This window comes from Geodermatophilus maliterrae, from assembly GCF_041018925.1.
Lineage (GTDB): Bacteria > Actinomycetota > Actinomycetes > Mycobacteriales > Geodermatophilaceae > Geodermatophilus > Geodermatophilus maliterrae.
Genome location: NZ_JBFNXQ010000043.1, coordinates 12,911 through 25,924, shown reverse-complemented (window position 1 = coordinate 25,924; position 13,014 = coordinate 12,911). Strand labels below are relative to the sequence as shown.

10 protein-coding genes are annotated in these 13,014 nt (G+C 76.7%); 6 read left to right on the top strand and 4 right to left on the bottom strand.

Annotated features, from left to right (window positions below; all coding sequences use genetic code 11):
• Positions 1–92 precede the first annotated feature (92 nt).
• Positions 93–584 (top strand): hypothetical protein, encoded by a 492-nt coding sequence (locus ABQ292_RS14360; RefSeq protein ID WP_369207481.1) that lies wholly within the window; start codon positions 93–95, stop codon positions 582–584.
• 73 nt (positions 585–657) lie between these two features.
• On the opposite strand, the gene ABQ292_RS14355 is transcribed toward ABQ292_RS14360, so the two are convergent.
• Genes ABQ292_RS14355 through ABQ292_RS14340 form a run of 4 tightly spaced genes read right to left on the bottom strand, consistent with a single transcriptional unit; the run spans position 658 to position 4,600 of the window.
• The gene (locus tag ABQ292_RS14355; protein ID WP_369207479.1) at positions 658–1,350 is read right to left on the bottom strand and encodes a haloacid dehalogenase type II; all 693 of its coding nucleotides are present in this window, start codon (positions 1,348–1,350) and stop codon (positions 658–660) included.
• On the bottom strand, positions 1,351–2,976 hold the full coding sequence (locus tag ABQ292_RS14350) for a phospho-sugar mutase (protein ID WP_369207478.1): 1,626 nt from the start codon (positions 2,974–2,976) through the stop codon (positions 1,351–1,353).
• On the bottom strand, positions 2,973–3,791 hold the full coding sequence (locus ABQ292_RS14345; RefSeq protein ID WP_369207476.1) for an NAD-dependent epimerase/dehydratase family protein: 819 nt from the start codon (positions 3,789–3,791) through the stop codon (positions 2,973–2,975). Before ABQ292_RS14345 ends, ABQ292_RS14350 begins: the two co-directional genes overlap by 4 nt.
• A complete protein-coding gene (locus tag ABQ292_RS14340; RefSeq protein WP_369207474.1) occupies positions 3,788–4,600 on the bottom strand; it encodes a purine-nucleoside phosphorylase in 813 nt (270 codons plus the stop codon). The genes ABQ292_RS14345 and ABQ292_RS14340 overlap by 4 nt, the downstream gene beginning before the upstream one ends.
• A gap of 207 nt (positions 4,601–4,807) precedes the next feature.
• Between ABQ292_RS14340 and ABQ292_RS14335 the strand changes: the two genes are divergently transcribed.
• From ABQ292_RS14335 to scpA, 5 genes are read left to right on the top strand one after another with little or no spacing between them, the layout of a single operon-like run.
• Positions 4,808–6,289: a hypothetical protein gene (locus ABQ292_RS14335; RefSeq protein ID WP_369207472.1), complete on the top strand. Its 1,482-nt coding sequence runs from the start codon at positions 4,808–4,810 to the stop codon at positions 6,287–6,289.
• A gap of 55 nt (positions 6,290–6,344) precedes the next feature.
• Positions 6,345–7,550, top strand: coding sequence for a glutamate--cysteine ligase (locus tag ABQ292_RS14330; protein ID WP_369207470.1), 1,206 nt, complete (start codon positions 6,345–6,347; stop codon positions 7,548–7,550).
• The gene (locus tag ABQ292_RS14325; RefSeq protein WP_369207468.1) at positions 7,547–8,806 is read left to right on the top strand and encodes an amidohydrolase; all 1,260 of its coding nucleotides are present in this window, start codon (positions 7,547–7,549) and stop codon (positions 8,804–8,806) included. The genes ABQ292_RS14330 and ABQ292_RS14325 overlap by 4 nt, the downstream gene beginning before the upstream one ends.
• A gap of 39 nt (positions 8,807–8,845) precedes the next feature.
• The gene (locus ABQ292_RS14320; RefSeq protein WP_369207466.1) at positions 8,846–10,732 is read left to right on the top strand and encodes a methylmalonyl-CoA mutase subunit beta; all 1,887 of its coding nucleotides are present in this window, start codon (positions 8,846–8,848) and stop codon (positions 10,730–10,732) included.
• On the top strand, positions 10,729–12,936 hold the full coding sequence (gene scpA / locus ABQ292_RS14315; protein ID WP_369207464.1) for a methylmalonyl-CoA mutase: 2,208 nt from the start codon (positions 10,729–10,731) through the stop codon (positions 12,934–12,936). The genes ABQ292_RS14320 and scpA overlap by 4 nt, the downstream gene beginning before the upstream one ends.
• Positions 12,937–13,014: the final 78 nt, after the last annotated feature.

Below are 13,014 nucleotides of genomic sequence, written 5' to 3'. Positions count from 1 at the left end.
GGCGCACGCGGGGGGTCGGGTCGGGCGGCCCCGGGGGCAGATCGCGACGTGGTGAAACGGGTTGCCGGCCCGGCCACCCTGGAGGGGTGCGGATGACCTTCTCCCGGATGGCCGACCGGCGGCCGGTGGAGACCCGCGTCGAGCGGGACGACGGCGTCGTCTTCGCGATGCGGGGCGCCGGGGGAGGGGCCGACCTGCCGCACGACCTGGTGCACGCGCTGGTCGAGACCGAGCTGGACGTCGCCGACGGGATCTGGGGCTGCGTGGCCGACGGCGTCGTCTGGCGGAGCATGCGGCACGTCTCGGGCCGGCAGCCGCCGCACGCGGCCGAGCGGTCGGCGCGGCTCACGCGCGAGCGGTCGGCGGCGATCCAGCGGGCCGAGGGGCTGGCCGACCTGGTGGGCCGCTCCGCCCGCGGCGCCGAGGTGCTCCCCGGCGAGGCGTCCGCGCTGGGCCTCCCGCCCGACCGGCTCACCGCCGCGGCGGCCGCCCTCGCCGACGCCGCCCGGCGCTGGCGGTCCCTGGCGGTGGGGGAGACCTGGACGCTGGAGTGGCGGCCTGCCCCGCGACGCCGCCGGGGTTGATCATCGGGTTCGTGCACGGGACACGCGCGGACACGCCGGCGGAGGCGGCGCCGACCCGGTGGGCGACGCGCCCTCAGCAGCCGAGGGCGGTGGCGAGCTCCTCGATCGAGGCGACCGAGAGGTCGGCGGCCGGGTCGCTCGCCGGGGGCACCTCGCGCCCGCCGAACTCGTCGGGGCGGTGCACGTAGGCCGTCCGCAGCCCCCGCTCCCGAGCCGCGACCAGGTCGTCGAGGTGCGCGGCGACCATGCACACCGACGACGGCGGCAGTGCCAGCAGACGGGGCGCGGAGTCGTAGACCTCCGGGTCGGGCTTGTACCGGCCCGCCACCTCGGCGCCGAGCACCAGGTCCCACGGGAGCCCGGCGCGGCGGGCCAGGTCCACCAGCAGCCGCACCCCGCCGTTGGACAGCGGCGCCAGCACGAACGAGCGCCGCAGCCGGGTCAGCCCCGGGACGGCGTCGGGCCACGGGTCGAGGCGGTGCCAGGCCAGCACCAGCTCGTCGGCGACGTCGTCGGGCACGCCGCCGGCCCCCACCGCGGCCAGCGCCCCCGGCAGCGACTCGCGGTGCAGGTCGTCGAGCACCACCCACGGCCGCTCGCCCGAGCGCACCCGGTCCATCGACGGCTGGTACCGGTCGCGCCAGGCGTCGGCGAACGCGGCGGCGTCGACGCCGGGGCCGAGCAGCCGGGCGGCCTCGCGGGCGACCCCGCCGCGCCAGTCGACGACGGTGCCGAAGACGTCGAAGACCAGCGCCTCGACGTCCACCTACAGCCCCAGGGCGGCGGCCATCTCGGCGCGCAGCTGGTCGAGCTCGTCCTCGCCGCGGCCGCGGGCGGCGATGATCCCCGCGTCGTCGTGCACCGGGACGACGGTCTCCAGGTAGGCCTTGAGCTTGGGCTCGGTGCCGCTGGGCCGCACGACGACCCGGACGCCGTCACCGAGCAGCCGGACGGCGTCCACCGGAGGGTCCTCGTGCAGCAGGTCGGCGGCGGTGACCTCCCGGCCGAGCAGCCGGGACGGCGGCGCCGACCGCAGCCGCGCCATCGCGTCGGCGATGACCGAGAGGTCCTCCACCCGCGCCGACAGCTGGCCGGTGGCGAACAGCCCGTGCTCGACGGCCAGCTCGTCCAGCCGGTCGAGGAGCGTGCGCCCGGTCGCCTCGAGCTCGGCGGCCAGCAGCGCGACCGCCAGCGCGGCGGAGACGCCGTCCTTGTCCCGCGCGACCGTGGGCGTCACCGCGTAGCCGAGCGCCTCCTCGTAGCCGAAGACCAGCGGCTCGTCGTCGGTGCCGGCTCGGATGATCCACTTGAAGCCGGTCGGCGTCTCGGCGAACCGGACGCCGTGGGCCTGGGTCAGCGCGTGCAGCAGCGAGCCGCTGACCAGCGAGGACGCGTACGTGCCCCGCACGCCGCGGCGCAGCAGCCAGTCGGCGAGCAGGCTGCCGACCTCGTCGCCGGTGAGCTGCCGGCCGTCGCAGACCACCGAGCAGCGGTCGGCGTCGGGGTCCTCGGCGATGGCGACGGTGGCGCCGAGGCGCGCGGCCAGCGCCTGCAGCAGGTCGACCGCGCCGGGTTCCTCCGGGTTCGGGAAGGCGACCGTCGGGAACGCCGGGTCGGGGGAGTCCTGCTCGGGCACGCTCACCGGCGGGGCGAACCCGGCCGCGGCGAAGACGGCCCGCGTGGTGTCCGCGCCGACGCCGTGCATCGCGGTGTAGGCCACGGTCAGCCCCTGCCGCACGGTCGCCGGCACCGTCGAGGGGTCCAGCGCCCGCACCACCGCGGCGACGTAGTCGGCCCCGACGTCGTCGCCGAGGGTGAGCCACTCGTCCGACGTCGGGACCTCCCGAGCCGGGCCGACGGCGGCGATCGCGGCCTCGATCTCCCCGTCGGCCGGCGGCACGAGCTGCGCGCCGTCGGCGAGGTAGACCTTGTACCCGTTGTCCTGCGGCGGGTTGTGGCTGGCGGTCACCATCACGCCGGCGACGCACCCGAGGTGCCGGACGGCGAAGGACAGCACCGGCGTCGGCAGCGGTCGCGGCAGCACCTGGACGGCGAACCCGGCGCCGGCGAGCACCGCGGCGGAGACGCGCGCGAACTCGTCGGAGCGGTGCCGGGCGTCGAAGCCGACCACCACCCCGCCGCCGCCGTGCCCGGCGCGCGTCAGCCAGGCGGCGAGACCGGCGGCGGCCCGGGTGACGACGGCGGCGTTCATCCCGGCCGGCCCGGCGCGCAGCGGACCGCGCAGCCCGGCGGTGCCGAAGGTCAGCGGCCCGCGGAACCGGCGCTCGAGCTCCGCGGTGTCACCGGCCGCGACCAGCGCCTCGACCTCGGCGCGGTCGCCGGGGTGCGGGTCGGCCGCCGCCCAGGCGCGGGCGGCGTCCAGCACGCTCACGAGGTGACCTCCTCGGCGTCGTACTCCGGCAGCGTGAACTCGCCGCCCACGCGCGCGTGCACGGGGTCGGCGGGGTCGGGCTCGCCGTGCGCCGCGACCAGTGCCCCGGCGTACGCCTCGGCGTCGTCCTGCGGCTCGTACCCGAGCGACCGGGCCGCGGTGAGGTCCCACCAGCCGCGGGTGTTGGCCGAGACGCCCCAGACCACGCGGAAGCCGGGGGAGGGGGCGCGCAGCGCGGCGTCGACCAGCGCGACGGTGTCCCGCGGGGAGAGCCAGGTGGCCAGCGCGCGCGGCGTCGGCGGCTCGGGGGCGGCGGTGCCGATGCGCAGGCAGACGACGTCGAGGCCGTAGCGGTCGGCGTACAGCGAGCCGAGCGCCTCCATCGCCACCTTGGAGACCCCGTAGTGGGTGTCCGGCCGCGCGAGGCCGTCGTCCTCCCGCAGGGGACCGGACGCCGGCCGCCCGGTGTACCCGGTGGCGTGGTTGCTGCTGGCCAGCACGACGCGGCGCACCCCGGCCCGGCGGGCGGCCTCGAGGACCGTGCGGGTGCCGTCGACGTTCGCGTGCAGGACCGCCGGCCAGGTCGACTCGCCGGAGATGCCGGCCAGGTGGACGACGGCGGCCGCGCCCGCGGTGGCGCTGCTCATCGCGGCGGAGTCGGTCACGTCGGCGACGACGGTCTCCTCGCCCGGCCGTGGCTCGGCGATCTCGACGACGTCGAGGCTGCGGACCGGCCAGCCGCGCTCGGGCAGCCCCTCGCGCAGCACGGTGCCGATGCGCCCGGCCGCGCCGGTGACGAGGACCGGGCCGGTCACGGCAGCCGGCCGGTGAACTCGACGAGGAAGCGGCCCAGCCGGCCCGCCGCCGCCTTCCCCGCGGCGAGCACCTCCTCGTGGTCGAGCTTCTCGCCGGTGATGCCGGCCGCGGCGTTGGTGACCATGGACAGGCCCAGCACCTCCAGGCCGGCCGCGCGGGCGGCGATCGCCTCGAGTGCCGTGGACATGCCCACGAGGTCGGCACCGAGCGTGCGCAGCATGCGGATCTCGGCCGGGGTCTCGTAGTGCGGGCCGGGCAGCGCCGCGTAGACGCCCTCGGTCAGGTCCGGCTCGATCTCCCGCGCGAGCTCGCGCAGCCGCGCGGAGTACAGGTCGGTGAGGTCGACGAAGGTCGCCCCGACCAGCGGGGAGCGGGCGGTGAGGTTGAGGTGGTCGCTGACGAGCACCGCCTGGCCCACCCGGTGCTCCGGCGCGAGGCCGCCGGCGGCGTTGGTGAGGACGACGGTGCGCACGCCCGCCGCGGCCGCGGTGCGGATGCCGTGCACCACCGGCTCGACGCCGCGGCCCTCGTAGAGGTGCGTGCGCCCGAGGAAGAGCAGCACCCGCCGCTCGCCGACGCGCACCGACCGCACCTGCCCGCCGTGGCCGACCGCCGTGGGGGCGGCGAAACCGGGCAGGTCGCCGATCGCGACGGCGCCTTCCGCCGCCCCGAACGCGTCGGCCGCGGGCGCCCAGCCCGAGCCCATGACGACGGCGACGTCGTGGCCGTCGCCCAGGGCCGTGGTCAGCTCGGCCGCGGCGGTGCGGGCGAGGGTGTCGGGATCGGTCCCTGCGGCAGGTGCGCTCACCCGTGGACGCTAACCCGGCGCGGCCGGGCCGGGCGACGCTGACCCGGGCGACGCCGGCCCGGGTGACGCCGGCCCGGGCGACGCCGGCCCCCGGGCGCCGGCCCCGGACGCCCCTGCCCACGGCGGTCACCGGCTCACCCGTCCCAGCCGCCCCCGGTGGCGTGTCGGCCCGGGGGAGCGGGGCGGACGGCCGCGACCATGACCGCCGTGCAGCGAACGCAGATCGACGGCGTCCCCGTCTTCACCGCCGCCGGGCCCGAGCGGACCACCGCGGCGCTGGTCTTCGGCGTCGGCCTGCGCGACGAGACGTTCGCGACCATCGAGGTGACGCACCTGGTCGAGCACCTGGCCATGGCCGCCCTGCCGCGCACGCACCTGCGCTGCAACGCCGTCACCGACGTCGACAGCACCGCGTTCTTCGCCACCGGCCGCCCGGCCGCCGTCCGCGCGTTCCTCGAGGGCGTCTGCCGGGCGCTGGCCGACCTGCCCACCGAGCGGATGGCCGCCGAGGCCGGCGTGCTGCAGGCCGAGGGCTGCGGCACCGGCTCCTCGACGGTCAGCGCGCTGTGGGCCGCCCGCTACGGGCTGACCGGGCCGGGGCTGACCGTGTCCGCCGGGCCCGGCCCCGAGCACCTGACCGAGGCGACGGTGCGGGCGCACGCCGCCCGCTGGTTCGTGCGGGGCAACGCGGCGCTGTGGTGCCACGGCCCGCTGCCCGGGGGGCTGCGACTGCCGCTGCCCGACGGGCCGCGGCCGGTGCGGCGGGTGCCCGTCCCGCGGCCGCAGGACGGCCCGGTGTGGACCCGCACCGACGCGCCCGGCGTCGGGCTGCTGCTGGCCACCGACCGGCCGGCCGACGTGGCCCTGGCCGTCGGGGTCGACGTCCTGGAGGACCGGCTGCGCGAGCGCGCCCGGCACACCCGCGGGCTCTCCTACGCCGTCGACTCCCTGCCGCTCGACCTCGCTGCCGACCGGCGCGAGGTGGCCGTCGTCGTCGACGCCCGCTCCGGCCGGGACGCCGAGGTGGCCGGCCTGCTGTGGCAGACGTTCGCCGAGCTGTGCGCCGACGGCCCGACGCCCGAGGAGGTCACGCACGCGGTCGCGGGGCTGGCGGCCGAGCTCGACGAGGAGGACGCCGACGGCGTCGAGCTGGCCGACGCCGCCTACTGCGCCGCGGTCGGACTGCCCTCACGGTCGGCCGCCGCCACGCTGGCCGCCTGGCGGGCGACCACGCCGGCGCAGGTCACCGCCGCGCTGCGCCGGGCCGAGCCGACCGCCGTCCTGGCCGTGCCCGACACCGCCGAGTGGGACGGCCCGGACCCGCGGGTGGTCCGCCGTCCGCTGTGCGGCACGCTGCCCACCCTGCCGGCCGGGACGCTGTTCCGGCCGCCGCTGCACCGGCGGCTGCTCGACCCGGCGGCCCGCGTGACGCTGGTCGTCTCCGACGAGGGCCTGGCCCACCGCGACGCCGACGGCGACGTGCACGGGATCCCGTGGTCGCGCGTGGAGGCGCTGGTGCCCACCGACGACGGCGCGGGTGTCTCGGTGGTCAGCCGCGACCTGTGCTGCGTGCTCGTCCACCCCGGCCTCTACGGCCGGCGCGCGGTCGCCGCGGTGACCGCGCGGGTACCGGCGGCGGTGCAGCTGGCCCGGCCGGCCGGCGCCGAGCCGGAGCTGGCCGCCGTCTGAGGCGCCTGCGCCGTTCCAGGGGGTGGCGGAGCCCGGTCGTCCCTATCCTCGTGGGGTGCAGATCCCCTTCACCTCCTCCGAGCGCGCCAGCCTGGGCGTGGAGTGGGAGCTGCAGCTCGTCGACCGGGAGAGCCGGGAGCTCTCGGCCGGCGCGGTCGAGATCCTCGAGGAGATCCGCCCCGACGGCGCCGAGGAGCACCCCAAGGCCAAGCACGAGCTGCTGCAGTCGACCATCGAGGTCATCACCGGCGTGTGCACCACCGTGGAGGAGGCCACCGCCGACCTCGCCGGCACGGTGGCCGAGGTCGCCGCCGCCGCCGACCGCCGCGGCCTGGGCCTGCTCTGCGCCGGCACGCACCCGTTCACCGACTGGCAGACCCAGCTGATCTCGCCCAAGGAGCGCTACCTGCAGCTCGTCGAGCGCATGCAGTGGCTGGCCCGGCGGCTGCAGATCTTCGGCGTCCACGTGCACGTCGGCGTCCGCTCGCCGGACAAGGCGATGCCGATCGTCAACGCGCTCACCCAGTACGTGCCGCACCTCCTCGCGCTGTCGGCGTCCTCGCCGTTCTGGGTCGGCTGCGACACCGGCCTGGCCTCCTCGCGCAGCAAGGTGTTCGAGGCCATGCCGACGGCGGGGCTGCCGCACCAGCTGCCCGACTGGGGCGCCTTCGAGACCTACATGGAGACGCTCATCGCCACCGGCTCCATCCAGAGCGTGCGCGAGGTGTGGTGGGACATCCGCCCGCACCCGGGATTCGGCACCGTCGAGCTGCGCATCTGCGACGGCCTGCCCACCCTCGAGGAGATCGGCGTGGTGGCGGCGATCTCGCAGTGCCTGGTCGAGCAGTTCGACACCCAGCTCGACCGCGGCTACACCCTGCCCACCCCGCCCAGCTGGATCCTGCGGGAGAACAAGTGGCGGGCGGCCCGCTACGGCCTGGACGCCGACGTGATCGTCGACGAGCGCGGCACCGTCCGCCCGGTGCGGCAGGCGCTGCTCGACCTCGCCGAGGACCTCGCGCCCACCGCGCGGCGCCTCGGCTGCCAGGCCGAGCTGTCCGGGGTCGAGCGCATCCTCGCCGTCGGCGCGTCCTACCAGCGCCAGCGCGCCGCCGCGCTGGAGGCCGGCGGAGACCTGCGCGCCGTCGTCGACGGCCTGCTCACCGAGCTGCGCGACGGCCTGCCGGCGACCGGCCCGGCCACCCGCCCCGACGGCCCCGTCCCCGGCCCGGCCGCCTGCGCCGGCGGGCACGCCGCATGAACCGTGCCTCCGAGGACCTCGCCGCCGGGCTCGACGCGTGGGTGGCCGGCCGCCTCGACGAGCTGGTCGAGGTGCGCCGGCACCTGCACGCCCATCCCGAGCTCTCCTACGCCGAGGTGGAGACCACGGCCTTCCTCGAGGAGCAGCTGGGCGAGGCCGGGCTCGAGCCGCGGCGGCTGCCCGGCGGCACGGGCCTGGTCGTCGACGTCGGCAGCGGCGGGCCGACGGTCGTCCTGCGCGCCGACATCGACGCCCTGCCGCTGGCCGACCTCAAGCACGTGCCCTACGCCTCCACCCGCGAGGGCATGTGCCACGCCTGCGGGCACGACGTGCACACCACCGTCGTCCTCGGCGCGGCGCTCGCCCTGGCGGCGCTGGACGACCTGCCCGGCACGGTGCGCTGCGTGTTCCAGCCCGCCGAGGAGACCGTGCCCGGCGGCGCCAAGCACGTGGTCGAGTCCGGCGTGCTGGACGGCGCCTCGCGGGCGTTCGCGCTGCACTGCGACCCGGCCACGCCCGTGGGCGCGGTGGGCCTGCGCACCGGGTCGATCACCGCGGCCTGCGACCGCCTCGACGTCGTCCTCACCGGCCCCGGCGGGCACACCGCCCGGCCGCAGCTGACCGTCGACCTGGTCGACGCCCTGGGCCGGCTGATCACCGACCTGCCCGGGCTGCTGTCGCGGCAGGTGGACCCGCGGGCGGGGATGTCGCTGGTCTGGGGCGCGGTCAACGCGGGCGTGGCGGCCAACGCCATCCCGCAGCGGGGCACCCTGCGCGGCACCGTGCGGGTCCTCGACCGCGACGCCTGGGCCGGCGCCGAGGCGATGCTGCGCCGGCTGGTCGAGCGGGTGGCCGCCCCGACCGGCGCGGAGGTGGCCGTGGAGTACGTGCGCGGCGTCCCGCCGGTGGTCAACGACCCGCGCACGGTGGCCCTGCTGCGCACCGCGGCGCTGGCCACCGTGGGCCCCGAGGGCGTGCGGCCGACGCCGCAGAGCATGGGCGGGGAGGACTTCGGCTGGTTCGCCGACGTCGTCCCGATCGCCCTGGCCCGCCTCGGCACGCACGGCGGCGGGGAGCCGCTCGACCTGCACCGCGGCACCTTCGACGTCGACGAGCGCGCCATCGGCGTGGGCGTCCGGCTGATGGTCCGCGCCGCGCTCCAGGCGCTGGCCGCCGACGCCGGGAGCAGCGGTCCGGCCGCCGGTGCGCCGTCCCCCAGCCACCCTGCCCGCCCACGACCGGGCGAGCGGCGGTAGAACGTCACTGGACCCAGAGCCGACGCCGGGAGTTCGACGATGAACGCCACTGAGCAGACCGCGACACCGGGTGACGACGAGGTCCCCGCCGAACACGAGGTCCCCGACGAGCTCTCCCTCGCCGGCGCCTTCCCCGAGGCCACCCGCGAGCAGTGGCGCGAGCTCGTCACCGGCGTGCTGCGCAAGGCCGGCCGCGAGCGGCTGCCCGACCCGGTCGAGGACGCCCTGCGCCGCACCGTGGCCACCGGCGTCAGCGTCGCCCCGCTCTACACCGCCGACGACGCCGGGGACCTGCCGGCCGCCGTCGGCGTCCCCGGGCTGCCGCCGTTCGTCCGCGGCGCCCGGCCGGGTCTCCCGGACGGCGACGTGCCCGCCGGCTGGGACCTGCGGCAGCGGCACGCCCACCCCGACGTCGCGGTGACCAGGGAGGCGATCGCCGCCGACCTGGACAACGGCGTCACCTCGCTGTGGCTGCAGGTGGGGGAGGGGGCCGTCCCGGTCGCGGCGCTCGGCGACGTGCTCGCCGACGTCTACCTCGACCTCGCGCCGGTGTCGGTCTCCGGCGTGGGGGCGGGCGGGGGACTCGGCGCGGCCGAGGCGCTGCTCTCGCTCGTCGAGGGCCGCACCGACCTCGCGCCCGGCGGCTCGCTGGGCCTCGACCCGCTCGGGGAGCAGGCCGCGTCGGGCGAGGAGCAGGACCTCACCGGGCTGGCCGACGTCGCCCGCCGGGCGCCCGCGGGCTGGCGCACCGTCGTCGTCGACGCCACGGTCTTCGCCGACGCCGGCGCCTCCGCCGTCGAGGAGCTCGGCTGCTCGCTGGCCGCCGGCGTCGCCTACCTGCGGGCGCTCACCGACGGCGGGCTGTCCGTCGACGAGGCGTTCGCCCAGCTCGAGTTCCGCTACGCCGCCAGCGCCGACCAGTTCACGACGATCGCCGGGCTGCGCGCCGCCCGCCGGCTGTGGGACCGGGTCGGCGAGGCCAGCGGGGCCTCACCCGACGCGCGTGCCCAGCGGCAGCACGCGGTGACGTCGTCGGTGATGACGACCAAGCGCGACCCCTGGGTGAACATGCTGCGGACGACGGTCGCCTGCTTCGCCGCGGGCGTGGGTGGTGCCGACGTGGTCACCGTGCAGCCCTTCGACGCCGCGCTGGGCCTGCCCGACGCCTTCTCCCGCCGGATCGCCCGCAACACCCAGAGCCTGCTGGTCGAGGAGGGGTCGCTGGCCCGCGTGCTCGACCCGGCCGGCGGCTCCTGGTACGTCGAGTCGCTCACCGAGTCGCTGGCGCAGGCGGCGTGGGCGTGGTTCACCGAGGTCGAGCGGGCCGGCGGGCTGGCGGCGGCGCTGTCGTCCGGGCTGGTCCGCGACCGGCTGGCCACCGCGTGGGACGAGCGCGCGCAGCGGCTGGCGACGCGCCGCGACGCGATCACCGGTGTCAGCGAGTTCCCCAACCTCGCGGAGAAGCTGCCGCAGCGGCAGCCCGCCGCGGACCTGCACCCGACCGGTGGGCTGCCCCGCGTGCGTGCGGCGCAGGCGTTCGAGGAGCTGCGCGACCGCGCCGACGCAGCACCCGACCGGCCGCGCGTGTACCTCGCCACGATCGGCCCGATCGCCCGGCACACCGCACGGGCCACCTTCGCCGGCAACCTGTTCCAGGCCGGCGGCCTCGAGGCCCCGGCCGGCGACGGTATCTCCGGTCTCGCCGACGCCGGGACGACGGTGGCCTGCATCTGCGGCACCGACGGCGACTACGTGGACTCGGCCGCCGCGCTCGCCGCGGAGCTGCGCACGGCCGGTGCCACGCAGGTGTGGCTCGCCGGCAAGCCGTCGCTGGGTGTGGACGGCGTCGACGGGTACGTGTACGCCGGGTGCGACGCGCTCGACGTCCTGCAGCGAGTCCACGAGCAGCTGGGAGTGCCGGCATGAGTGTGATCCCCGACTTCAGCAGCGTCGAGCTGGGCCGTCCTGCGGCGACGGCCTCGGCCGACGACTGGGCCGAGCGTTTCGAGGAGGTCACCGGCCGCGGCGTGGGCGAGGCGACCTGGGAGACGCCGGAGGGCATCGCCGTCCCGCCGCTGGCCACCCCGGCCGACCTCGCCGGGCTGGACTTCCTGCGGACCTACCCGGGCCTGCCGCCCTACCTGCGCGGCCCCTACCCGACGATGTACACGACCCAGCCGTGGACGGTCCGCCAGTACGCGGGCTTCTCCACCGCGGCGGAGTCCAACGCGTTCTACCGGCGCAACCTCGCCGCCGGGCAGAAGGGCCTGTCGGTCGCCTTCGACCTGCCCACCCACCGCGGCTACGACTCCGACCACCCGCGCGTGGTCGGCGACGTCGGCATGGCGGGGGTCGCCATCGACTCGATCCTCGACATGCGGCAGCTCTTCGACGGCATCCCGCTGGACCGGATGAGCGTCTCGATGACCATGAACGGCGCGGTGCTGCCGGTGCTGGCGCTCTACGTCCTCGCCGCGGAGGAGCAGGGGGTGAAGCCGGAGCAGCTCACGGGGACCATCCAGAACGACATCCTCAAGGAGTTCATGGTCCGCAACACCTACATCTACCCGCCCAAGCCCTCGATGCGGATCATCAGCGACATCTTCGCGTTCACCTCGCAGGAGATGCCGCGGTTCAACTCGATCTCCATCTCCGGCTACCACATCCAGGAGGCCGGGGCCACGGCCGACCTGGAGCTGGCCTACACGCTGGCCGACGGCGTCGAGTACCTGAACGCGGGCAAGGAGGCGGGCCTGGACGTCGACGCGTTCGCCCCGCGGCTGTCCTTCTTCTGGGCGATCGGCATGAACTTCTTCATGGAGGTCGCCAAGCTGCGCGCCGGGCGGCTGCTGTGGGCGCGACTGGTCAAGGAGGCCGGGGCGCAGAAGGACAAGTCGCTGTCGCTGCGCACCCACTGCCAGACGTCGGGCTGGTCGCTGACCGCGCAGGACGTCTACAACAACGTCGTCCGCACGTGCCTGGAGGCCATGGCGGCCACCCAGGGGCACACCCAGTCGCTGCACACCAACGCCCTCGACGAGGCGCTGGCGCTGCCCACCGACTTCTCCGCCCGGATCGCCCGCAACACCCAGCTGCTGCTGCAGCAGGAGTCGGGGACGACGCGGGTCATCGACCCGTGGGGTGGCTCGGCCTACGTGGAGAAGCTGACCTACGACCTGGCCCGCCGCGCGTGGGCGCACATCGAGGAGGTCGCCGAGCACGGCGGCATGGCGCAGGCCATCGACGACGGCATCCCGAAGCTGCGCATCGAGGAGGCCGCCGCCCGCACCCAGGCGCGCATCGACTCAGGCCGCCAGCCGGTGATCGGCATCAACAAGTACCGGGTCGACGCCGACGAGGCGATCGACGTCCTGCGCGTGGACAACGCCGACGTGCTGGCCCAGCAGAAGGCCAAGCTGGCCGAGCTGCGCGCCTCGCGGGACGCCGGTGCGGTGCAGGACGCGCTGCACCGGCTCACCGACGCCGCCCGCGCGGCGGCCGAGGGACGGCGGGACTCCTCGCTGGACGCCAACCTGCTCAAGCTCGCCGTCGACGCCGCGCGGGCCAAGGCGACGGTCGGGGAGATCTCCGACGCGCTGGAGGAGGTCTACGGGCGGCACGCCGGTCAGGTGCGCACCATCTCCGGTGTGTACCGCGAGGAGGCCGGCCGCTCGGGCCCGATGGAGGACACCCGCCGGATGACCGAGGCGTTCGAGGAGGCCGAGGGCCGCCGGCCCCGCATCCTCGTCGCCAAGATGGGCCAGGACGGGCACGACCGCGGGCAGAAGGTCATCGCCACCGCCTTCGCCGACCTCGGCTTCGACGTCGACGTCGGCCCGCTGTTCCAGACCCCGGAGGAGGTCGCCCGGCAGGCGGTGGAGGCCGACGTGCACGTCGTCGGCGTCTCCTCGCTGGCCGCCGGCCACCTGACGCTGGTGCCGGCGCTCCGCGACGCGCTGGCCGAGCTCGGTGCCGACGACGTGCTGATCGTGGTCGGCGGCGTCATCCCGCCCGACGACGTCCCGACGCTCAAGGAGATGGGCGCGGCCGCGGTGTTCCCGCCCGGCACGGTCATCGCCGAGGCGGCGCAGGAGCTGCTGCGGACGCTGGCGCAGCGACTCGGCCACTGATGGCGGGACGCTCCACCTCGGGGCCGGCCTGATGCCCGGCCGCTCCGTCCCGGGGCCGGCCTGATGCCCGGCCGCTCC